This window comes from Rathayibacter oskolensis (assembly GCF_900177245.1).
In the GTDB taxonomy this organism is placed as follows: Bacteria; Actinomycetota; Actinomycetes; order Actinomycetales; family Microbacteriaceae; genus Rathayibacter; species Rathayibacter oskolensis.
Genome location: NZ_FXBM01000001.1, coordinates 980359 through 1002291, shown reverse-complemented (window position 1 = coordinate 1002291; position 21933 = coordinate 980359). Strand labels below are relative to the sequence as shown.

The following is a 21933-nucleotide window of genomic DNA, read 5'->3' as shown; positions in this document are numbered from 1 at the left end:
TCGTCTCGTCGCACTCCTGCACACGCTCGCGCGGGGCGGGCGGCGCCGGGTCTGGATGGTGGAGCAGCCGGGGCCGTGTGAGGCGACGTCGACCGAACCGCATACAGCCTATGGGCAAAGCGGGGGAACAGTGACACCGCTCAGTGCTCCCCGCGAGTACTTGTGGGAACCCGCCAGGCACGGCCGTCGGAGCCGCGCGGCGGGCCTCAGAGACCGACGGCGAGGCGGGCCGCCGCGGCGGCGATCCGCTCGTCGGAGGCGGTCAACGAGAGCCTCACGTGCTCGGCCGAGTGCTCACCGTAGAAGACCCCGGGGCCCGCGAGCACGCCGATCCGCGCGAGGCGCTCGATCGACTCCCACGCCGGTCTCCCCTCGGTCACCCAGAGGTAGAGCCCCGCCTCGCTCCGATCGATCCGGAAGCCGGCCGCCTCGAGAGCAGGACGGAGCACGTCGCGGCGCGACCGGTAGCGCTCCTTCTGCTCGGCCACGTGCGCGTCGTCGCCGAGGGCGACGATCATCGCCTCCTGGAGGGGCGCCGGCACCATCATGCCCGCGTGCTTGCGCACGGTGACGAGCCGCTCGATCAGGGCACGGTCACCGGCGACGAAGGCGGCGCGGTAGCCGGCGAGGTTGGACTGCTTGCTGAGCGAGTAGACGCCGAGGACGCCGCTGCGCTCCTCGCCGACGACGCGCGGGTCGAGGATGCTCGGGATCGGCTCGTGCGCCCAGCGCCCGTCCCAGCCGAGCTCCGCGTAGCACTCGTCGCCCGCGATGACGGCACCGAGCTCGCGCGCGCGCTCGACCGCACGCCGCAGCGCGGGCACGTCGAGCACCGCGCCGTCGGGGTTGCCGGGCGAGTTCAGCCAGACGAGGCGGGTCGACTCCGGCCACTCGTCGGGGTCGTCGGAGGCGAGCACCTCGGCACCCGCGATCGCGGCGCCCATGGCGTAGGTGGGGTAGGCGGCCCGGGGATGGACCACGACGTCGCCGGCGCCGAGGCCGAGCAGGAGCGGGAGCCACGCCACCAGCTCCTTCGAGCCGATCGTCGGCAGGACCTCGTCGAGACCGAGGCCGTCGACTCCGCGGCGCCTGGCGAACCAGGAGACGATCGCCTCGCGCAGGGCCGGCGTGCCCACCGTCGTCGGGTAGGAGTGGGCGTCGGTGGCCCGTGCCAGGGCCTCGCGGATGGGGGCGGGCGTCGGATCCACCGGCGATCCGATCGACAGATCGACGATCCCGTCGGGGTGGGCGGCCGCGGTCCGGGTGACGGGACCCATGAGGTCCCAGGGGTAGTCGGGCAGCGCTCCGAGTGCCACGGCCCGGCTCAGTGGCTCTGGGGAGGCAGGACGGCGATGACCGGGTGGTCCTTCGCGATCACTCCGACCTTCGCGGCACCGCCGGGCGAGCCGATCTCGTCGAAGAACTCGACGTTCGCCTTGTAGTAGTCCGACCACTCCTCGGGCAGATCGTCCTCGTAGTAGATCGCCTCGACGGGGCACACCGGTTCGCAGGCGCCGCAGTCGACGCATTCATCGGGGTGGATGTAGAGCGAGCGCTCGCCTTCGTAGATGCAGTCGACCGGGCATTCGTCGATGCAGGCGCGGTCTTTGACATCGACGCACGGAAGTGCGATCACGTAGGTCACGGTCGTGGACGTCCCTTCGAACAGAGGTCTCTATCGTACGGGGCTCTGCTGCGACCCGCCGCGCGCCTGCTCGCGGGGAGCGCGCACCCTCGGCCAGGCGATCACCACGAGAGCGATCAGGGCGGGGAGGAACGTCCAGGCGATGCCGAGCCCGTTGGCGGGGACGAGCACCGACCCTCCGGCACTGCGCAGGGCCAGGAACCCGATCGCGACGAGGAGCCCCATCGCGGTGCAGAAGGCGACGAAACGGTCGACCATGACCAGGCGCAGCCCGAGCAGGAGCAGGAGCACCGCTGCCAGCGACGCGAGGAGCCCGAGCGGCACGACGACTCCGGCGACCGTCACGGTGCTCTGGTGAGCGATCGTGGTGATCGCCCCGACGACCGCGCCGACGGCGACCGCCACGACTCCCGAGGTGATGCGCGACCGCAGATCGGGGCGCTCGTCGCCGATCGGCTCCGGCTCGATCTCCGTGACCGCAGGGCGGAAGCGCTCGAGGCGGCCGATGGGGAAGGGCGGCCCGCTGGAGAGCCTCGCCTCGTCGCCGTCGACGACGAGCTGGGTCTCGTGAGCCTGCAGCGCGGCGCGCTTGCGCGCGTAGTCCTCGGCGCCGAGCTCGACGACGACGTCGCCGGCGCGGGGCTCGGCGTCGGCGGGGAGCACCGCGAGGAACCGGAGTCCGAGGCGCGCCGCCGCCGCCCTGGCGACGAGGGCCGTCCGGATGTGGTCGGGGTGCCCGTATCCGCCGGTCTCGTCGTAGGAGAGCACAGCGTCGGCGTCCGTCTGGCCGAGGACCGCGACGAGATCCGCGATCGCCTCCTCCGGGTCGGCGCTCGTGAACGAGGCGGGATCGGCCGGCTCCAGCGGCACCGGCACTCGGCCCGGCCCCCACTGCATCCCGGAGTCGCGGTAGACCCGCGGAGGGCGTCCCGGCGCACGCGCTCCCGGATCGCCGAGGAAGCGGTGGTCGGCGACACCCAGCGCTGTCAGCGCCACGACGAGCTCGGTGGTGCGGTGGGAGGCGAGCTCGTCGGAGCCCTCCAGCGTCGCGAGATCGTCGGGGATGACCTCGCCGCGTTCTCCCCGGGTCGCCGTGACCACGGCGACGGCGGCTCCCCGCGCCACGAGCCGGGCGAGGGTGCCGCCCATGGTGATGCTCTCGTCGTCCGGGTGGGCGTGGACCGCCACGACCCGCTCCACCGCCACGTCTCGGCTCGCGTCCACGATGCGCCTCTCCTCCCGGACCTCGTGTCCGGGCCTCTCGTCCGGACCTCGCGTCCGACGTCTCTCCTCCGGGCCTGCCGTCCGGCGCGTTCCCCGGCCCGCGCCGCTTCTGGACAGGCGCGCGAGTGGCGGGATACAGTCGACTCCGGTAAGGCAAGGCTTACCAAACGAAGCGGCCCGAGGCGGGCGCCGTTCCGGCCCTCCCCGCCCTCGATCAAGAGAACACGCGTGCTCCCAAATTACCTCATCGGCCTCCGTGAAGGCCTCGAAGCCGGACTCGTCGTCGGCATCCTCGTCGCCTACCTGACCAAGCTCGGGCGCCGCGACGTGCTCCCCCGTCTGTGGACCGGGATCTCCGCGGCGATCGTGCTGTCGCTCGGTGTCGGCGCGATCCTCACCTGGGGTCCCTACGGGCTGTCCTTCACGGCGCAGGAGCTGATCGGAGGCGGTCTCTCGATCGTCGCGGTGGCACTGGTCACCTGGATGATCTTCTGGATGGGCGCGAACGCGCGCAGCCTGAAGGGCGAGCTCGAGTCGAAGCTCGACGGCGCCGTCGCCGGATCGGCGGTCGGCATCGTCGTCCTCGGCTTCATCAGCGTCGGCCGCGAGGGCATCGAGACCGCCCTGTTCGTCTGGGCGAGCGTGTCCTCGAGCAGCGCCTCCTCCGGATCGAACGCGTGGGTCGGCACGATCGGCGCGTTCCTCGGGATCGTGAGCGCGGTGGTGGTCTCGTACCTGATCTTCCGCGGCTTCGTCCGCATCGACCTCGGCCGCTTCTTCACCTGGACCGGCGGCTTCCTGATCCTCGTCGCAGCGGGAGTGCTCTCGTACGGCGTCGGCGACCTCCAGGAGGCGTCGCTGCTGCCCGGAGGAGGCGCGCCGCTCTTCTCGCTCGGAAGCATCCTCCCCTCCCCCGTCACCGCGGTGCTCGGCGGGCTCTTCAACTACACCCCCGAGCCGACCGCCCTGCAGTTCGCGGCCTGGCTGCTCTACCTCGTCGTCGTCGGCGTCCTCTTCGTCCGCCAGGTCCGCCTCCGCGGTCCGCGTCGGGGCAGCGCGGCCCCTGCCGCCTCCCCGGTCCCCGCCCGCTCCGTCTGACCGCTCCCCGGCACCGCCGGGAAGTCCCTCCCCCACTCCAGGAGAACCATGCCCTCGCGCGCTCGCTTCCGCAGCCTCCCGCTCCCCCGCCTCGCCACCGGCCTCGCCGGTGCCGGCGCCCTCGCGCTCCTCCTCACGGGCTGCGTGCCGAACACCACGGCCGCGTCCTCCTCCGCCGCCCTCGACGTCGCGATCAGCGACGACGCGTGCGAGGTGTCGGCCACGACCGCCGAGGCCGGCGCCGTGACCTTCGCGCTCGAGAACACGGGCTCCGACGTCAACGAGTTCGAGATCCTCGCCGACGACAAGCTGCGCATCGTCGGCGAGAAGGAGAACGTCACCCCGGGGCAGAGCGTGTCGTACGTGGCGCAGCTCGAGCCGGGCACCTACTACACGGCCTGCAAGTACCAGCAGGTCGGCGCCCCGATCGGGCTGGCCGAGTTCACCGTGACGGGCGAGGCGACCGAGCAGTCGGCCGACGAGGAGGCCGCCACCGAGGCCGCGGTCACCAACTACATCGCCTACGTGAAGTCGCAGGCCGGCGAGCTGCTCCCGGCGGTGACGGCGTTCACCGACGCCTATGTCGCGGGCGACGACGAGACCGCACGCAGCCTCTTCGCCTCGGCCCGGGTCTTCTACGAGCGCATCGAGCCGACCGCGGAGGCGTTCGGCGACCTCGACCCGAAGATCGACTACCGCGAGGTCGACGCGGTCGCCGAGGGCCTGGACTGGACCGGCTTCCACCGCATCGAGAAGGACCTGTGGGTCCCGGCTCCGGACGCCCTCAACTCCGACGGCACCAGCGCCTACCTCGACTGGGCGCCGTCGACCACCGAGCAGCGCGCCGAGTTCGGCCAGGGGCTCGTCGACGACGTGCAGAGCCTCTACGACCTGGTGACCGCCTCCGACTTCACCGTCTCGGTCGGCGACATCTCGAACGGCGCGATCGGCCTGCTCGACGAGGTCGCCGCCGGCAAGATCACGGGCGAGGAGGACTGGTGGTCGAGCACCGACCTGACGGACTTCGCCGCCAACGTGCAGGGCGCCGAGGTGGCCTTCGGCAACGTCGAGCCGATCGCGACCGCGACCGGTGACGACGGAGCCGAGCTCACCGCCGAGATCAGCGAGCAGTTCACCGAGCTCGACACGATGCTCTCGCAGTACGGATCGATCGACTCGGGCTTCGTCGCCTACTCCACGCTCACCGCGGAGCAGAAGAAGGAGCTCTCTGACCAGGTGAACGCCCTGTCGGAGCCGCTCTCGCAGCTCACCCACACGGTCCTCGGCGTCGAGGAGCCCGCGGAGTAGTGGTCGAGGACATCACGGTCACGACCGCGGAGGAGCCGACGGCTCCGGCCGAGCAGCCCCGCCGCCTCTCGCGGCGCGGGCTGCTCGGCCTCGTCTCCGCGGGCACGGCGGGGCTCGCCGCCGGAGTCGGCGGCACCGTCGCGATGACCGCGGCGGCGAACGCGGACGGGTCCGGATCGGGCACCACCGTGTCGTTCTTCGGCGCCCACCAGGCGGGCATCACGACGGCCGCCCAGGACCGCCTGCACTTCGCGGCGTTCGACGTCGCCGCAGGGGCGACGCGCGAGGATCTGATCGAGCTGCTCCAGGACTGGACGGTGGCGGCGTCCCGGCTCACCCAGGGCCTCGACGTCAGCGAGGAGGGGGCGGTCGGCGGTCCCGACACCGCGCCTCCGGACGACACCGGCGAGGCGCTCGGCCTGGACGCCTCCTCGCTGACGATCACCTTCGGCTTCGGCCCGACGCTGTTCGCCGACGCCGACGGCGCCGATCGCTTCGGGCTCGCCGACCGCAGACCGGCGCAGCTCGAGACGCTGCCGCGCTTCCGCGGCGACGCCCTCCTGCCTGCGGGCAGCGGAGGCGACCTCTGCATCCAGGCGTGCGCGGACGACCCGCAGGTCGCCGTGCACGCGATCCGCAACCTCAGCCGCATCGCCTTCGGGCGTGCCTCGCTGCGCTGGTCGCAGCTCGGCTTCGGGCGGACGTCGTCGACCTCGACCGCCCAGACGACCCCGCGCAACCTCTTCGGGTTCAAGGACGGAACCGCCAACGTCAAGTCGGAGGAGTCGGACGCCGTCCAGGAGCACGTGTGGGTGCAGGACGACGACGGCCCGGCCTGGCTCGCGGGGGGCAGCTACCTCGTCGCCCGCAAGGTCCGCATGATCATCGAGACCTGGGACCGCAGCCAGCTCGGCGAGCAGGAGCGGGTGATCGGACGCAGCAAGGGCTCGGGCGCTCCCCTGTCGGGCGGCGGGGAGTTCACCGAACCCGACTTCGCTGCGGCCGGCGCCACCGGCGCGCCGCTCATCGACGGGCAGTCGCATGTGCACCTCGCGCACCCGAGCGTGAACGGCGGTGCCCGTCTGCTCCGCCGCGGCTACAACTTCGTCGACGGCAACGACGAGCTCGGGCGACTCAACGCGGGCCTGTTCTTCCTGTCGTTCCAGCGCTCGCCCGAGCAGTTCGTGACGGTGCAGCGCAGCCTCGCCGACGACGCGCTCAACGAGTACATCAAGCACGTCGGCTCCGCGGTCTTCGCCGTGCCTCCCGGCGCCCGCGACGCGAGCGACTTCGTCGGCTCCGCGCTGTTCGCGTAGCGGCGACGCGTCCTGAGGAGACGCGTACACGGTCCCAGCCGCTCCGAGGCTCGCTCTTGGGCTCCGCAGAGAGCGGCTGCCTAGCGTCGCGACGATGTCTGCGAACGGTGCGAAGAGCGGTCTGACCAAGCGCGAGCGTCAGGAGCTCGCTCGCGAGGAGGCGCGGGAGCGCCGCGAGGAGGAGAGGAAGCGCCGGCGGCGGAACCGGATCCTCGGCCAGAGCGGTGCTGCGGTGGCCGTTCTCGCGGTGGTCGCCCTGGTGGCCTGGAACATCCTCTCGCAGCAGGCCGTGGCCAGCATCGGCCCCGCGAACATGCTGAGCGACGGCATCGTCCTGAGCGGCGACGGCTCGACCGTCTCAGCGACCACCACGGCCGCGATCGAGCCCGGAGCCGAGCCCGTCTCCACCGACGAGACCGCGGCGCGCGCGAGCGGAGTCGTGACCGTCGACCTCTACGTCGACTACCTCTGCCCCTACTGCGGCCAGTTCGAGTCGACCAACATGGAGAACCTCGAATCGTGGCTGACGCAGGGGGCGATCACCCTCGAGATCCACCCGATCGCGATCCTCGACTCGTCCTCCGCCGGGTCGGAGTACTCGAGCAGGGCGGCGAACGCAGCGGCCTGCGTGGCGGACGAGGATCCCGACAGCTTCCTCGCCGTGCACAAGGCGCTCTTCGCGCAGCAGCCCCAGGAGGGGACGACCGGCCTCGACGACGACGCGCTGCGGACCCTCGTCACGGACGCCGGGGTGACGGACGAGAACGTGCTCGCCTGCATCACCGGCGGCGAGTTCAGACCGTGGGTCGAGGCCGCGACCGAGCGGGCCACGACGCAGCCGCTCGCGAACTCCTCCCTCGAGAAGCTCGAGTCGACTCCGACGGTGGTGGTGAACGGCGAGTACTACACCGGGGCCCCCGACGACGCCGATGCGTTCGTCTCGTTCATCACCTCGACGCTGGAGGCCGAGGAGTCGACCTCGACGGCCACGCCTGCTCCGACGGAGTGAGGCGGGGCCGGTCCCGACGGCTGCGGTCGTCTCCACCGCCCGGACGACGAGAGACCGGCCGGAGGCGAACCTCCGACCGGTCTCGACGCCACGGGCTCACCAGGAGCCCGAGGGGATCAGTTCTGCTTCTTCAGGCGGCTCGTCGCGCGAGCGCGCGCGTTGGCGTCGAGCTCGACCTTGCGGATGCGCACGATCTCGGGGGTGACCTCGACGCACTCGTCCTCACGGGCGAACTCGAGGCACTCCTCCAGGGTCAGCTGACGCGACGGCGTCATCGACTCGAAGGTGTCGGAGGTCGACTGACGCATGTTCGTCAGCTTCTTCTCCTTGGTGATGTTCACGTCCATGTCGTCGTTGCGCGAGTTCTCGCCGATGACCATGCCCTCGTAGACCTCCTCGGTGGGGTTCACGAAGAAGGTCATCCGCTCCTGGAGCGCGATGATGGCGAACGGAGTCACGACGCCGGTGCGGTCGGCGACGATCGAGCCGTTGTTGCGGGTGACGATGGCGCCGGCCCACGGCTCGTAGCCGTGCAGGATCGCGTTGGCGATGCCGGTGCCGCGAGTGGTGGTGAGGAACTCGGTGCGGAAGCCGATCAGGCCCCGAGAGGGCACGATGAACTCCATGCGCACCCAGCCGGTGCCGTGGTTCGCCATGTTCTCCATGCGGCCCTTGCGGGCGGCGAGGAGCTGCGTGATCGCGCCGAGGTACTCCTCCGGAGCGTCGATGGTCAGGTGCTCGAAGGGCTCGTGCACCTTGCCGTCGACCTGGCGGGTGACCACCTGGGGCTTGCCGACCGTGAGCTCGAAGCCCTCGCGGCGCATCTGCTCGACGAGGATCGCGAGCGCGAGCTCGCCGCGGCCCTGGACCTCCCACGAGTCGGGGCGGCCGATGTCGAGGACCTTGAGCGACACGTTTCCGATCAGCTCGCGGTCGAGCCGGTCCTTCACCATGCGCGCGGTGAGCTTGTGGCCCTTGACTTTGCCGACGAGCGGCGAGGTGTTGGTGCCGATCGTCATCGAGATCGCCGGGTCGTCGACCGTGATGGCCGGCAGCGGTCGGATGTCCTCCGGGTCGGCGATGGTCTCGCCGATCGTGATCTCGGGGAAGCCCGCGATCGCGACGATGTCGCCGGGGCCCGCCGACTCGGCCGGGTAGCGGTCGAGCGCCTTGGTGATCAGCAGCTCGGTGATGCGGGCGTTGGTGTGGGTGCCGTCGTGGTGAACCCAGGCGACGGTCTGCCCCTTCTTGATCGTGCCGTTGAAGACGCGGAGGAGGGCGAGGCGGCCGAGGAACGGCGACGCGTCGAGGTTCGTGACGTGGGCCTGGAGGGGCGCGTCGTCCTCGTAGGTCGGCGCGGGGATGTGCTTGAGGATCGCCTCGAAGAGCGGCTCGAGGTCTTCGGCGTCGGGCAGGGTGCCGTTCTCGGGCTTGTTCGAGGACGCGCGGCCCGCCTTGCCGGAGGCGTAGACGACGGGGACGTCGAGGATCGCGTCGAGGTCGAGGTCGGGGACGTCGTCCGCCATGTCGGAGGCGAGGCCGAGCAGGAGGTCCTGGCTCTCGGCGACGACCTCGTCGATGCGCGCGTCGGGGCGGTCGGTCTTGTTGACCAGCAGGATGACGGGGAGCTTCGCCTCGAGCGCCTTGCGGAGCACGAAGCGGGTCTGCGGGAGGGGGCCCTCCGACGCGTCGACCAGGAGGCAGACGCCGTCGACCATGGAGAGGCCGCGCTCGACCTCGCCACCGAAGTCGGCGTGGCCTGGGGTGTCGATCACGTTGATGGTGATGGGGCCGTCGATCGCGTGCTTGCCGCTGTACGAGACAGCTGTGTTCTTCGCGAGGATCGTGATGCCCTTCTCGCGCTCGAGCTCGTTCGAGTCCATCGCGCGCTCGTCCACGTGGGCGTGCGCGTCGAAGGAGTTCGTCTGCTTGAGCATGGCGTCGACCAGCGTGGTCTTGCCATGGTCGACGTGGGCGACGATCGCGACGTTGCGCAGGTCGGAGCGGGTGGCACTTGCCATGTGAACGGACTCGTCTCGTGTTCTCGTGCAGTAAGGGGGACCATCCATCGTACCGCAGGCGCACCGCGGAACGACGAGGGGCCCCGTTCTCCACCGGAGGCGCCCGCGCGGCGGGCTCTCTCGGCGGGGATCGGGGCCCCTCGTCGGCGCTGGTCAGACCGCGAACTCGATCCCGGCGCCCGGGATGGCGGCGAGCAGCTCGCGGGTGTACTCCTGCTGCGGCGCCTCGAAGACCGCGTCGGTCGACGCGTGCTCGACGATCCGCCCCTTCTGCATCACGCAGACGTCGTCGGCGATCACGCGGACCACCGCCAGATCGTGCGTGATGAACAGGTAGGTCAGGCCGAGCTCGGCCTGCAGATCGGCGAGGAGCCGGAGGATCTGCGCCTGGACGAGGACGTCCAGCGCAGAGACCGCCTCGTCGAGGACGACGATCTCGGGCTTGAGCGCGAGCGCGCGGGCGATCGCCACGCGCTGGCGCTGACCGCCCGAGAGCTCGTTCGGGTAGCGACCGGCGATCACCCGCGGGAGGGAGACCTGGTCGAGCAGCTCGAGGACCCGCTCGCGCTGGGACGCGCGATCGCCGACCTTGTGCACCCGCAGCGGCTCCGAGATGGTGTTGCCGATGTTGTGCAGCGGGTCGAGGGAGCCGTAGGGATCCTGGAACACCGGCTGCATCGACCGGCGCAGCGCCAGCATCTCCTTGCCGCGGAGCTTCTCGGTGCGGCGTCCGTCGATCGAGATGGCGCCCGAGGTCGCCGTCTCGAGTCCGAGCACGAGTCGCGCGATCGTCGACTTCCCCGAGCCGGACTCGCCGACCAGGGCGGTGGTGGTGCCCTTGGGGATCGAGAACGAGACGTCGTCGACGGCGGTGAAGTCCTCGGCTCTCAACCCTCCGCGGCGGATCTTGAAGACCTTCGTCAGGCCCTCGACCTCGATCATCGGCTTGGCGATGACCGGCGCCGCATGGACGTGCGCGCCGGCCGCCCCGACGAGGTCGACCTCGCGAACGTCGGCGGACTCGCCGGGGAGCGACTCCGTCGCCGCGCCCGCCGTCGACTGGATGCGACGCGAGGCCAGGCTCGGCGCCGCCGCGATCAGCCGCTGCGTGTAGGGGTGCTGCGGGTTCTTCAGCACCTCGACCGAGGCGCCCGACTCGACGATGCGCCCCTTGTACATGACGATGAGCTTCTCGGCGCGCTCGGCGGCGAGGCCCAGGTCGTGCGTGATGAAGAGCAGGGCGGTGCCATCGGTCTTCGTCAGGGTCTCGAGGTGGTCGAGGATCCTCCGCTGCACGGTGACATCGAGCGCCGAGGTGGGCTCGTCGGCGATGAGCAGCTGCGGAGACGCTGCGAGGCCGATGCCGATGAGCACGCGCTGCCGCATGCCTCCGGAGAACTGGTGCGGGAACTGCTTCAGCCGCTTCTCGGCGTCGGCCAACCCGGCGTTCTGCAGCACCTCGATCGCCTTGGCGCGCACCTCCTTGCGGCCGGTCGCGAGGCCGTTGGCCTTGATGGTCTCCTCGACCTGGAAGCCGATCGACCAGACCGGGTTCAGGTTGGACATCGGGTCCTGCGGCACGTAGCCGATGCGGCGACCGCGGATGTCCTCGAGCTCGGTGCGCGTCGCCTTGGCGAGGTCCTTGCCGTCGAACAGCACGGAGCCGCCGGTGACCTTGCCGCTGCCGGGGAGCAGGCCGATGATCGCGGCCGCGGTCGTCGACTTGCCCGAGCCGGACTCCCCCACGATCGCCACGGTCTGGCCGTGCTCGATCGTGAGGCTGACTCCCCGCAGGGCGGGGACCAGGCCGCTGCCGGTCTGGAAGCCGACCTCGAGGTCGGTGACCTGGAGCAGGGGGCCCGACGGGTTGTTCGGTGTCGTGGTCGTCATCGGAGGGCCCTCGCCTTCGGGTCGAGCGCGTCGCGGAGCGACTCGCCCAGGAGGATGAAGCTCAGCACGGTCACGGTCAGCGCGATGGAGGGGTAGATCAGCGTCTGCGGGTTGGTCCGCAGATCGCGCTGGGCCTGGCTGATGTCGTTGCCCCACGACATCACGTCGCCGGGGAGGCCTACGCCGAGGAACGACAGGGTCGCCTCCGCGGTGATCGCCGCGCCGAGCGAGATCGTCGTGACGACGATCACGGGGGCGATGGAGTTGGGCATCACGTGGCGGAACAGGATCGCCATCCGGGACAGTCCGGTGGCCGTCGCCGCTCCGACGAAGTCGGACTGCTTGACGCGCAGGACCTCCGAGCGCAGGACGCGCGCCGTGGTGGGCCAGGCGAACGCCCCGATCGCGAGCGCGATGACGAAGACGTTCCGGTACGCCGAGAAGACCGACATGATCACGACCGCCGCGAGGATGTAGGGGATCGAGAAGAAGATGTCGCCCGCGCGCATGATCACGGTGTCCACCCAGCCGCCGAAGAAGCCGGCGAGGGCGCCTCCGATCACACCGGTGATCGTCGTGATCAGGATCACGATCAGACCGACGGTCAGCGAGGTCGACGTGCCGTGGATGATCCGCGAGTACACGTCGCACCCCTGCTTGGTGTAGCCGAGCGGGTGACCGGCCGACGGGCCCTGGTTGCTGAACGAGAGGGCGCACTGCCTCGGGTCGACCGAGGTGAACAGGCCGGGCAGCAGGGCCACCGCGATGATCAGGAGGATCAGCGCGCCGGAGATCCAGAACATCGGGCGGTGGCGGAGATCGCGCCACGCGTCGGTCCAGAGGTTGCTGGGCTTCTCGTCGAGGTTGACGGCGTCGATCGACGCGATCGGCGTGTCCTCGAGCGGAGCCACGAAGTGATCGATGCGGCGGGCCGAGCGGGCGCCGCCGGGAGTCTCATTTGGCATAGCGGATCCTCGGGTCGAGTACGGCGTAGAGCAGGTCGACGAGGATGTTCACCACGAGGTAGAACAGCACCATGACCGTGACGAAGGAGACGACGGTCGGTCGCTCCCCTCGGATGATCGCCTGGTAGAGCGTGTTCCCGACTCCGGGAACGTTGAAGATGCCCTCGGTCACGGTCGCGCCGACGATCAGGAGGCCGAAGTCGGCGCCGAACTGGGTCGTGACGGGGATGAGCGAGTTGCGCAGGATGTGCACGGGGACGACGCGGCGGCGCGTGAGGCCCTTGCTGTAGGCGGTGCGCACGAAGTCGGAGCCCGCGGTCTCGATGACCGAGCCGCGCGTCAGGCGGATCGCGGAGGCGACCACGAACAGCGCGAGCACGATCGCGGGCAGCAGCAGGCGCCCGAAGGTGGCCTGACCGCCCACCGTCGGCGGGAACCATCCGAGCTGCACGGCGAAGAACGACTGCGCGATGAAGCAGAGCACGAAGATCGGGACCGAGACCAGGAGGAGGCTGACGACCAGCGCGCTCGCGTCGAAGAACGAGCCCTTCCGGAGACCGCTGATCAGGCCGATGGTCAGGGCGACGACGATCTCGATGATGATCGCCATCATCGCCAGGGTGAGGGTGACGGGGAAGGTGCGGGCGAGGATGTCGTTGACCGGCTGACCGGAGAACGAGATGCCGAAGTCGCCGCGGACGACGCCGCCGAGGTAGTACAGGTACTGGACGATGAACGGCTCGTTCAGGTGGTACTGCTCCTCGAGGCGCGCGAGCAGTGCCGCGTTCGGCGTCTTGTCGCCGAAGAGCGAGAGGAGCGGGTTCCCGGGCATGGCGAAGACCATGAAGTAGATCAGGAACGTTGTTCCGATCAGGACGGGAACGGCTTGCAGGATGCGTCGGACGATGTAGGCGAGCACGTCAGCCCTGCCTGTTCCGGTGTCGCATGGAGGACCTCATTCGATCGTGACCTGACAAGGCGCTCCGCCCGTGGGAACGGCGATGCCGTCCCACGGGCGAAGCGCCCGTCGTGTCTGATGTCAGCTCTTGGTGATCTGGTAGAACAGCGGAACCGAGTTCCAGCCGAACTCTACGTTGGACACGGACTCGCCGTATCCACCGGTCACGTTGGAGTACCAGAGCGGGACCGCGGGCAGGTCCTTCAGCAGGACCTCCTGAGCCTTCTGGTAGTCCTCGTTCGCGGTGTCGAGGTCGGTCTCGGCCGAGCCGTCCTGCAGGAGCTGGTCGAACTCGGGGCTGGAGTAGTCACCGTCGTTCGAGGAGGCGTTGGTCGCGTACAGCGGTCCGAGGAAGTTGTACAGACCGGGGTAGTCGGCCTGCCATCCGGTGCGGAACGCGGTCTCGATCGTGCGGTCCACGATGAGCGTGCGGGCCTCGGCGAAGGTCGGGTAGGCGACACCGGAGGCGTCGATCCCGAGGGTGTTCTTGACCGAGTTCATGACCGCGTCGACCCAGCCCTGGTGGCCGCCGTCGGCGTTGTAGGCGATCGAGAAGGTGCCGCTCCACGGGCTGATCGCGTCGGCCTGAGCCCACAGCGCCTTGGCCTCGTCGGGGTTGTACGCGAGCACGTCGGCGCCCTCGAGGGAGTCGCTCCAGCCGTCGATCACCGGGGAGGTGAAGTCGGAGGCGGGGGTGCGGGTGCCCTCGAAGATCACGTCGGTGATCTCCTCGCGGTTGATCGACATCGAGATCGCCTGACGGCGCAGCTGGCCCTCTTCACCGCTGAAGTGCTCGAGGCGCTCCGGGATGGTGAAGGACTGGAACACGGCCGCGGGCTGGTTGACCGCACGGTCGCCGAGGTCGCTCTCGAAGGTGCCGAACGCCGAGTCCGGGATCTGGTCGACCACGTCGACGTTGCCGGCGAGGAGGTCGGCGTAGGAGGCGTCCTGGGTCGCGTAGAACACGATCGAGATGCCGCCGTTGACCGGGACGCGGGGTCCGTCGTAGTCGGGGTTCACGACGAGGTCGATCTGCACGTCGTGCTGCCACGCGCCGTCGCCGTCGAGCATGTAGGGGCCGTTGCCGATCGGGTTCTCACCGAAGGCGTCCATGTCGTCGTAGGCGACGCTGGGCAGCGGGTAGTAGGCCGAGTAGCCCAGGCGCTGCGGGAAGTCGGACTTGGGCGAGGTGAGGGCGACGGTGAAGGTGGTGTCGTCGACGACCTTCAGGCCCGTGAGCTCGGTGTCCTCCTCGTAGCTGAAGCCCTCGATGTCCTCGAAGAAGTAGCTCTGGAGCTGCTCGTTCGAGTACTTGGCTCCGTAGTTCCACGCGTCGACGAACGACTGCGCGGTGATCTCCTCACCGTTGGTGAAGGTGCGGCCCGACTGGATCGTGATGGTGTAGTTCTGAGCGTCGTCCGACTCGACCGACTCCGCGAGGTCCGCAACGGCGGCACCGTCGGCGTCGTAGTAGTAGAGGCCGGCGAAGATCTCGTCGAGGATCTTGCCGCCGCCCACCTCGTTGGTGTTCGTCGGAACCAGCGGGTTCTGCGGCTCGGAGCCGTTGGTGGTGATGATGGCGGCGGAGTCGCCTGCCGCGTCACCGCCTCCGGTGTCGCCCGAGCTGGTGCAGCCCGCCAGGACCAGCGTGCTCGCGGCGACGAGCGCCAGAGCTCCGAGGCCGAATCGTCTGATTTTCACTATTCCTCCAGTGATGTGGGGGCGCGCGAGAAGTGGTTTCCCTGACGCGGAGAGGGCCGTGCGCGTGGCGACGGCGTCGGCGCACGAGGACTGTTGGCCACCGCGCGAATGCCTTGCACGAGACTATGTATTGACTCGCTATCTCTGCAAAAGCATGTGGGAACCGTTACACAGCGGTAACCGGGAGGTGGAATCCTTGCGTCGTTCCGCATGAATCGTGCGTCCAGGGGCGCCATCACGCACATCATCGAAGTTTCGAAAGGATCCGGCCGGTGTCCATCGACCTTCCAGGAAGCACCCCGTCGAGGCGGCGGATCAGGGCCGAGATCCTCCTGGTGCTGGGGCTCTCGCTCGGCGCGTCGGCCGTCTACTCGATCGTCTCGATCACCAACAAGCTGACCGGGCCGACCGCGCTCGGCGACCAGACGGCGACCATCAACGGATCCCTCAGCGACCGGCCCGTGTTCGACCTGATCTACCAGCTCCTGGCGCTGTTCTTCGACCTGGTGCCCGTCGCCCTCTGCGCCTTCCTGCTCTGGCAGAGCTCGGGGCGCCCCCTCGGCCGCCTCGGTCTCGACCTGCGCCGTCCGGGATGGGACCTCGGGACGGGCGCCGTCCTCGCGGTCGCGATCGGAGCCCCGGGCATCGGCCTCTACGTCGTCGGCCGGGCGCTGGGCATCACCGTGGCGGTGAGCGCCGCGCCAGAGGACTGGCTCTGGTGGACGGTCCCCGTGCTCGTGCTGTCCGCGATCCGCGCGGGGATCCAGGAGGAGGTGATCGTCGTCGGCTACCTGTTCGCGCGTCTGGAGGATCTGGGCTGGGGACGCTGGCGGATCCTGTTCGCCAGCGCGCTCCTCCGGGGCAGCTACCACCTCTACCAGGGCATCGGCCCGTTCATCGGGAACGTGATCATGGGCGTGGTGTTCGGGCTGTTCTATCAGCGCTTCGGACGCACGCTCCCGCTCGTGATCGCGCACTCGATCATCGACATCGTGTCGTTCGTCGGATACCCGCTGGCGGTCGCGCTCTGGCCGGAGCTGTTCGGCGCGCCGACGCCGCCCGGCACTCCGACTCCGACTCCGAGCGGCTGAGCGGGCGTCGACGTCGGTAGCGTCGGCGCCGCACAAGTAAGGCTGGACACCCGATTCCGGGAATTCCGCGACGGTTCGACGCTTTCAGCCTTCGTTCTGCAGGCGTCGTCGCTGAGACGGCGTCCACAGGTGCACGCGACGACGCACCAGACCGGCGAGGGACGCCTCAGTGGCCGGCCAGTCGTGCAGCACCTGACGAGAGGACAGCCGCACGACGACGAAGCCGCGCGCCTGCAACGCGAGCGTGCGGCGATAGTCCTCTTCGAGCGCAACGGAGCCGGTGTGGAAGGCACGACCGTCCGTCTCGACCGCGAGGCAGTCGCCGATCACGTTGTCGACGGAGCCCACCCCCTCCACCGGAACCTGTGCGCGAACGCGTGTCCGGAGGCGCACTGCGGCCAGGCGGATCCTGGTCTCGAGACCCGACTGGCAGCCCCTCACGACCAAGTCGAAGACCCGTCGTCGCCCAGCGGACGCGAGAGAGCTCAGTTCGATCAGGTCGTCGTAGGGCAGGAGGCCCCTGTCCACCACCGAGTCGAGGGCCATGACCGCCTCCTCTTCGGGGAGGCAGGCGACCGCGTGCAGGGCGCTGGCACGGATCCCGTCGCGCGAGGACGTCTCCTGACCGCATCCCGGCCACCGACTCCAGTGCAGGCGGACACCTCGCGCGGGCGACCGCACCGCGTTCGGTGCGACGGCGACATGCAGCTCCCGCTCTGCGAGGACCCAGACCTTCCGGGAGGCGAGCGCGGACGCGCAGGTGAGCACTCCGCCTGCTGCGACGGCTCGTCGCTCGTCGACAGGGACGGACGGCAGAGCGAACCAGCCCCGTCGCAGTCGGATCACGAGCCCGTCGCGCACGGCCGACTCGAGGAAGTGCCGGCTGCACCCGGCGGAGGCGAGCTGACGGGCTGACGCCACCCCGCCGCGAGCGGCGAGGGCGAGGAGGAGGCGGTCCATGCGGCGAGGATGGCCTCGTGGGCGGGGGCGCGCGCGGCGCAGGCCGGCAACAGTGGAGAGCTGACGGGTGCCATAACCTCGGGAGGAGCGCCCAACCGCCTCACAACTCAGGCTGGATGGCCCGAAACGCCGAGCATCCTCGGGAATCGTGCATCCAGCCTCAGTTGTGCGGGTCAGCAGCGGACGTCAGGCGAAGGCCTCGATCGGCGGGCAGGCGCACACGAGGTTGCGGTCGCCGTAGGCCTGGTCGACGCGCCGGACCGGCGGCCAGTACTTGCCGCGCACGAGCGAGCGGACGGGGTAGACCGCCTCCTCGCGCGAGTACGGGTGCGTCCACTCCTCGGCGACGAGGGACTCGGCGGTGTGCGGCGCACCCCGGAGCGGGTTGTCGTCGACCGGCCACTCCCCCGCGCCCACGCGGTCGGCCTCGGCCTTGATGCCGATCATCGCGTCGATGAACCGGTCGATCTCGGCGAGGTCCTCGCTCTCGGTCGGCTCGACCATCAGTGTGCCCGCGACCGGGAAGCTCATGGTCGGTGCGTGGAAGCCGTAGTCGATGAGCCGCTTCGCGACGTCGTCGACGCTCACTCCGGTGGCCGCGGTGAGCGGTCGGATGTCGAGGATGCACTCGTGAGCCACGAGTCCGTTGTCACCGGTGTAGAGCACGGGGAAGTGCTCGCGGAGTCGCGTCGCCACGTAGTTCGCCGAGAGGACGGCCGCACCCGTCGCGGCCCGCAGCCCCTCCTCGCCCATCATCCGGGCGTAGGCCCACGAGATGGGCAGGATGCCCGGGCTGCCGTAGGGCGCGGCCGAGACGGGTGCTCCGCCGTGCACGACGGTCGCGCCGTCCTGGCCGACGGCGTGCTCGAGGCGCTGCGCGAGCGGGTGCCCGGGCAGGAACGGCGCGAGGTGCGCCTTCGCTGCGACGGGACCGACTCCGGGGCCGCCTCCGCCGTGGGGGATGCAGAACGTCTTGTGCAGGTTGAGGTGCGAGACGTCGCCGCCGAAGTCGCCGAAGCGGGCGAACCCGAGCAGCGCGTTGAGGTTCGCGCCGTCGACGTAGACCTGGCCGCCGGCCTCGTGGACGAGGCGGCAGATCTCGGCGACCTCGTGCTCGTAGACGCCGTGCGTCGACGGGTAGGTGATCATCAGCGCCGCGAGGGACGCCGCGTGCTCGGCGATCTTCACGCGCAGGTCGTCGAGGTCGACGTTGCCGAGCTCGTCGCAGGCGACGACGACGACGCGCATCCCCGCCAGCACGGCGCTGGCCGCGTTCGTGCCGTGCGCGCTCGAGGGGATCAGGCAGACGGTGCGGTCGAGATCGCCGTTCGACCGGTGGTAGCCGCGGATCGCGAGGAGCCCGGCGAGCTCGCCCTGCGAGCCGGCGTTGGGCTGCAGCGAGACGGAGTCGTAGCCGGTCAGGTGCGCGAGCCAGCGCTCGAGCTGGTCGATGAGCGCGAGGGAGCCCTCGACGTCGGACTCGGGCGCGAACGGGTGCAGGTTCGCGAACTCGGGCCAGCTGACCGCCTCCATCTCGGTGGCGGCGTTGAGCTTCATCGTGCAGGAGCCGAGCGGGATCATGCCGCGGTCCAGCGCGTAGTCGGCGTCGGCGAGGCGCTTGAGGTAGCGCATCATCGACGTCTCGCTGCGGTGCGTGTTGAAGATCGGGTGCACGAGGAACGGGGTCGCGCGCTCGAGATCGGCGGGGATCCGGCGCGCGGCGCCACCGATGAAGCCGGAGGAGGTGGGCAGCTCGCCGATCGCGGTGGCGACGGCGATCACCTCCTGGGTGGTGACGGTCTCGTCGATCGACACGGCGACCGTGTCGGCGTCGATCAGCCGCACGTCGAAGCCGGCGTCGCGGGCGCGCACGAGCGCCGCCTCCGCGCCGCCCGGCACGACGACGGCGACGGTGTCGAAGAAGTCGTCGTGCAGGAGGGTGCGGCCGGCGTCGGTGAGCAGGCGGGCGAGGAGCGCGGCGTGCGAGTGCACGCGCTCGGCGATCCGGGCGAGCCCGTCGGGGCCGTGGTAGACCGCGTACATCGCCGCCATGACGGCGAGCAGCACCTGGGCGGTGCAGATGTTCGAGGTCGCCTTCTCGCGCCGGATGTGCTGCTCGCGGGCCTGCAGCGACAGTCGGTAGGCGGGATGGCCGACCGCGTCCTGGCTGACGCCGACGAGGCGGCCGGGGAGCTGTCGCTCGAGCCCCTTGCGCACCGCGAGGTAACCGGCGTGCGGGCCGCCGAAGCCCATCGGGACGCCGAAGCGCTGCGAGGTGCCGACCGCGACGTCCGCGCCGAGCTCGCCCGGCGAGCGGACGAGGGTGAGCGCGAGGAGGTCGGCGGCGACGACGCCGAGGCCGCCGTGCGCCTTGACGGCGGCGAGGACCGCCGACGGGTCCCACAGGCGGCCGGAGGCGGCCGGGTACTGCACGAGCGCGCCGAACGCCTCCGGGACCTCGTCGGGCGGGGTCTCGGACAGCGGCAGCTCGACGATGCGGATGCCCACCGCCTCCGCGCGGCCGCGCAGCAGCGCGAGCGTCTGCGGCAGCGCGTCGGAGTCGACGACGAAGACGTCGGTGCGCGCCTTCGAGGCACGGCGGGCCAGCAGCATCGCCTCGACGACGGCGGTGCCCTCGTCGAGCATCGAGGCGCCGGCGGTGTCGAGACCGGTGAGGTCAGAGACCATCGTCTGGAAGTTGATGAGCGCCTCGAGGCGGCCCTGCGAGATCTCGGGCTGGTACGGCGTGTATGCCGTGTACCAGCTCGGGTTCTCGAGGACGTTGCGCTTGATCACGGCGGGCACGTGCGTGCCGTGGTAGCCGAGACCGATCAGCGGGCGGCGCACCGTGTTGCGCGAGGCGAGCGCGCGCAGCTCGGCGAGCGCCTCCGTCTCGGTCGCGGGGGCGGGGAGGACCGGCTCGAGATCGCGGACCTGGATCGAGTCGGGCACGGCGGCGGCGACCAGCGCGTCGACGGAGTCGTAGCCGAGCGCGGCCAGCATGGTGCGCTGGGCGTCGGCGTCGGTCCCGATGTGGCGCGACTCGAAGTCGCCGGGGATGCGGGGGGACGACATCTACTCTCCGACCAGCTCGCCGTACGCGGCGGCGTCGAGGAGGCCGTCGGGCAGGGTGTCGAAGCGCACCTTGATCAGCCAGCCCTCGCCGAACGGGTCGGAGTTGACCAGCTCGGGGCTGTCGACGACGGCGGTGTTGGTCTCGAGGACCTCTCCGTCGACCGGCGCGAACAGCTCGCCGACCGACTTCGTCGACTCGATCTCGCCGACGACGCTGCCGCCCTCGACGCGGGAGCCGGCGTCGGGCAGCTCGACGAACACGACGTCGCCCAGCTTGTCGGCCGCATAGGCGGTGATGCCCACGGTCGCGGTGTCGCCGTCGACGAGGATCCACTCGTGATCGGAGGTGTACTGCAGGTCGGCCGGAACAGCCATGTCAGTTCTTCTTTCTCGAGTAGAAGGGGAGCTCGGTGACGGTCATCGGGAGGCGGCTGCCGCGGATGTCGACGGAGAGCGTCGTGCCGGGCTGCGCGTGGCTCGGGGCGACGTAGGCCATCGCGATCGGGACGCCGAGCGTGGGCGAGAGGACGCCGCTGGTCACGACTCCGATCGCGTCGGTCGCGTCGTCGGAGGCGTAGACGCTGTAGTTGGCACGGGCGGCGCGGCGGCCCTCGCCGGTGAGGCCGACGAGGACGGGGGCGTCCCCCGCCGGGCCCTCCTCGCTGGCGGCGCGCCCGACGAAGTCGATCGGCTTGCCGAACGCGACGACGCGCCCGAGACCGGCCTGCGCCGGGAAGATCTCGCGGGAGAGCTCGTGGCCGTAGAGCGGCATGCCCGCCTCGAGCCGCAGGGTGTCGCGCGCGGCGAGACCGGCGGGAACGAGCCCGGCTCCGGCCCCGGTCTCGGCGAGCGCCTGCCAGAGGGACGGCGCGGTGTCGGGTGCGACGTAGATCTCGAAGCCGTCCTCGCCGGTGTAGCCAGTGCGCGCGATGAGGATGGGATGCGCCTCGAACGTCGCGGGGACGGCGCGGTAGTAGCGGAGCTCGGCGAGCAGTCGGGCGGCGTCGTCGGTGTCGAGCACCGACTCCGCACCGCGCTCGGTCTCGACGGCCAGTCCCTGCACGTTCTGCAGGATCTCGAGCGAGCGCGGACCCTGCAGGGCGAGGAGCGCGACGTCGTCGCTCTCGTCGAAGAGCTCGCAGTCGAACATCGCGGTGCGGTCGCGGAGCTGCTCGGCGACGACGTGGCGGTTCGAGGCGTTGGCGACGACCATGAAGCGGTCCTCGCCGGTGCGGTAGACGACGAGGTCGTCGATCACGCCGCCGGTGCGGTCGAGGAGGAGCGTGTACTTGGCGCGTCCGACGGCGACGGCGGTGAGATCGCTCGCCAGCGCGTAGTCGAGGGCGTCGACCGCCTCCGGACCGACGACGAGGATCTCGCCCATGTGCGACAGGTCGAACAGGCCCGCCGCCGTGCGGACGGCGTGGTGCTCGGCGAGATCGCCGGAGTAGCGGACCGGCATCTGCCAGCCGGCGAAGTCGGTGAAGGACGCGCCGGCGGCGACGTGCACCTCGTGGAGGGGCGAGTAGCGGGGCTCTGCGGCCTCGGGCACCGGGGTGGCGTCGGGAGACACGGCGCCGGCGTCGGCGGTGTTCTCGGCTGCGGTGGTCTCGCCGGCGGGGGTGTCGGACATGGGAGTTCTCCGTTTCGTCGCAGTGCCGTCTCCGCGTCC

At 70.5% G+C, this 21933-nt stretch carries 17 protein-coding genes and 1 pseudogene; 5 read left to right on the top strand and 13 right to left on the bottom strand.

The genetic code is table 11. The features are described from left to right. Positions 1-206: 206 nt before the first annotated feature. Genes dapC through B9Y99_RS04905 form a run of 3 tightly spaced genes read right to left on the bottom strand, consistent with a single transcriptional unit; the run spans position 207 to position 2869 of the window. On the bottom strand, positions 207-1316 hold the full coding sequence (gene dapC, locus B9Y99_RS04915) for a succinyldiaminopimelate transaminase (protein ID WP_085475431.1): 1110 nt from the start codon (positions 1314-1316) through the stop codon (positions 207-209). A gap of 8 nt (positions 1317-1324) precedes the next feature. Continuing rightward, a complete protein-coding gene (fdxA, locus tag B9Y99_RS04910; RefSeq protein WP_085475430.1) occupies positions 1325-1645 on the bottom strand; it encodes a ferredoxin in 321 nt (106 codons plus the stop codon). Positions 1646-1675: 30 nt separating this feature from the next. After that, positions 1676-2869 (bottom strand): PIG-L family deacetylase, encoded by a 1194-nt coding sequence (locus B9Y99_RS04905; protein WP_085475429.1) that lies wholly within the window; start codon positions 2867-2869, stop codon positions 1676-1678. A gap of 228 nt (positions 2870-3097) precedes the next feature. On the opposite strand from B9Y99_RS04905, the gene efeU reads away from it, so the two are divergent. The 4 genes from efeU to B9Y99_RS04885 all read left to right on the top strand — a co-directional run bounded on the left by efeU (position 3098) and on the right by B9Y99_RS04885 (position 7600). Continuing rightward, on the top strand, positions 3098-3967 hold the full coding sequence (efeU, locus tag B9Y99_RS04900; RefSeq protein ID WP_085475428.1) for an iron uptake transporter permease EfeU: 870 nt from the start codon (positions 3098-3100) through the stop codon (positions 3965-3967). Positions 3968-4015: 48 nt separating this feature from the next. Continuing rightward, complete coding sequence (efeO, locus tag B9Y99_RS04895) at positions 4016-5275, top strand: iron uptake system protein EfeO (protein ID WP_085475427.1); 1260 nt, start codon at positions 4016-4018, stop codon at positions 5273-5275. Then, positions 5275-6591, top strand: a complete 1317-nt coding sequence (gene efeB / locus B9Y99_RS04890; protein WP_425298471.1) for an iron uptake transporter deferrochelatase/peroxidase subunit — start codon at positions 5275-5277, stop codon at positions 6589-6591. The genes efeO and efeB overlap by 1 nt, the downstream gene beginning before the upstream one ends. Before the next feature lie 94 nt (positions 6592-6685). Continuing rightward, positions 6686-7600, top strand: a complete 915-nt coding sequence (locus tag B9Y99_RS04885; protein ID WP_085475426.1) for a DsbA family protein — start codon at positions 6686-6688, stop codon at positions 7598-7600. A 116-nt stretch (positions 7601-7716) separates the two neighbouring features. Here the strand turns inward: B9Y99_RS04885 and typA are convergent, their stop codons facing one another. The 5 genes from typA to B9Y99_RS04860 all read right to left on the bottom strand — a co-directional run bounded on the left by typA (position 7717) and on the right by B9Y99_RS04860 (position 15135). Beyond that, positions 7717-9621: a translational GTPase TypA gene (gene typA, locus B9Y99_RS04880; protein ID WP_085475425.1), complete on the bottom strand. Its 1905-nt coding sequence runs from the start codon at positions 9619-9621 to the stop codon at positions 7717-7719. 153 nt (positions 9622-9774) lie between these two features. Further along, the gene (locus B9Y99_RS04875) at positions 9775-11511 is read right to left on the bottom strand and encodes a dipeptide ABC transporter ATP-binding protein (RefSeq protein WP_085475424.1); all 1737 of its coding nucleotides are present in this window, start codon (positions 11509-11511) and stop codon (positions 9775-9777) included. Continuing rightward, positions 11508-12476 (bottom strand): ABC transporter permease, encoded by a 969-nt coding sequence (locus tag B9Y99_RS04870; protein ID WP_085475423.1) that lies wholly within the window; start codon positions 12474-12476, stop codon positions 11508-11510. The genes B9Y99_RS04875 and B9Y99_RS04870 overlap by 4 nt, the downstream gene beginning before the upstream one ends. Next, positions 12466-13395, bottom strand: a complete 930-nt coding sequence (locus tag B9Y99_RS04865) for an ABC transporter permease (protein WP_085475422.1) — start codon at positions 13393-13395, stop codon at positions 12466-12468. The genes B9Y99_RS04870 and B9Y99_RS04865 overlap by 11 nt, the downstream gene beginning before the upstream one ends. 120 nt (positions 13396-13515) lie before the next feature. Then, positions 13516-15135, bottom strand: a complete 1620-nt coding sequence (locus tag B9Y99_RS04860; RefSeq protein ID WP_085475421.1) for a peptide ABC transporter substrate-binding protein — start codon at positions 15133-15135, stop codon at positions 13516-13518. 272 nt (positions 15136-15407) lie between these two features. On the opposite strand from B9Y99_RS04860, the gene B9Y99_RS04855 reads away from it, so the two are divergent. Then, a complete protein-coding gene (locus B9Y99_RS04855; protein ID WP_244274773.1) occupies positions 15408-16226 on the top strand; it encodes a CPBP family intramembrane glutamic endopeptidase in 819 nt (272 codons plus the stop codon). Positions 16227-16310: 84 nt separating this feature from the next. Here the strand turns inward: B9Y99_RS04855 and B9Y99_RS19135 are convergent, their stop codons facing one another. The 5 genes and pseudogenes from B9Y99_RS19135 to gcvT all read right to left on the bottom strand — a co-directional run bounded on the left by B9Y99_RS19135 (position 16311) and on the right by gcvT (position 21894). Beyond that, positions 16311-16772, bottom strand: coding sequence for a DUF559 domain-containing protein (locus B9Y99_RS19135; RefSeq protein ID WP_244274772.1), 462 nt, complete (start codon positions 16770-16772; stop codon positions 16311-16313). A gap of 276 nt (positions 16773-17048) precedes the next feature. Next, positions 17049-17186 (bottom strand): annotated as a pseudogene (locus tag B9Y99_RS19435) (type IV toxin-antitoxin system AbiEi family antitoxin domain-containing protein); the annotation flags it as partial. A 186-nt stretch (positions 17187-17372) separates the two neighbouring features. Further along, positions 17373-20261 (bottom strand): aminomethyl-transferring glycine dehydrogenase, encoded by a 2889-nt coding sequence (gene gcvP / locus B9Y99_RS04845; RefSeq protein ID WP_085475418.1) that lies wholly within the window; start codon positions 20259-20261, stop codon positions 17373-17375. Beyond that, positions 20262-20636 (bottom strand): glycine cleavage system protein GcvH, encoded by a 375-nt coding sequence (gene gcvH, locus B9Y99_RS04840; RefSeq protein WP_085475417.1) that lies wholly within the window; start codon positions 20634-20636, stop codon positions 20262-20264. A gap of 1 nt (position 20637) precedes the next feature. Beyond that, positions 20638-21894: a glycine cleavage system aminomethyltransferase GcvT gene (gene gcvT / locus B9Y99_RS04835; RefSeq protein ID WP_085475416.1), complete on the bottom strand. Its 1257-nt coding sequence runs from the start codon at positions 21892-21894 to the stop codon at positions 20638-20640. Positions 21895-21933 lie beyond the last annotated feature (39 nt).

Excerpts from the sequence above, each read along its gene's own strand:
- efeO (WP_085475427.1), top strand. The coding sequence starts at position 4,016 with ATGCCCTCGCGCGCTCGCTTCCGCAGCCTCCCGCTCCCCCGCCTCGCC.
- B9Y99_RS04885 (WP_085475426.1), top strand. The coding sequence starts at position 6,686 with ATGTCTGCGAACGGTGCGAAGAGCGGTCTGACCAAGCGCGAGCGTCAG.
- typA (WP_085475425.1), bottom strand. The coding sequence starts at position 9,621 with ATGGCAAGTGCCACCCGCTCCGACCTGCGCAACGTCGCGATCGTCGCC.
- B9Y99_RS04875 (WP_085475424.1), bottom strand. The coding sequence starts at position 11,511 with ATGACGACCACGACACCGAACAACCCGTCGGGCCCCCTGCTCCAGGTC.
- B9Y99_RS04870 (WP_085475423.1), bottom strand. The coding sequence starts at position 12,476 with ATGCCAAATGAGACTCCCGGCGGCGCCCGCTCGGCCCGCCGCATCGAT.
- B9Y99_RS19135 (WP_244274772.1), bottom strand. The coding sequence starts at position 16,772 with ATGGCCCTCGACTCGGTGGTGGACAGGGGCCTCCTGCCCTACGACGAC.
- gcvP (WP_085475418.1), bottom strand. The coding sequence starts at position 20,261 with ATGTCGTCCCCCCGCATCCCCGGCGACTTCGAGTCGCGCCACATCGGG.
- gcvH (WP_085475417.1), bottom strand. The coding sequence starts at position 20,636 with ATGGCTGTTCCGGCCGACCTGCAGTACACCTCCGATCACGAGTGGATC.
- gcvT (WP_085475416.1), bottom strand. The coding sequence starts at position 21,894 with ATGTCCGACACCCCCGCCGGCGAGACCACCGCAGCCGAGAACACCGCC.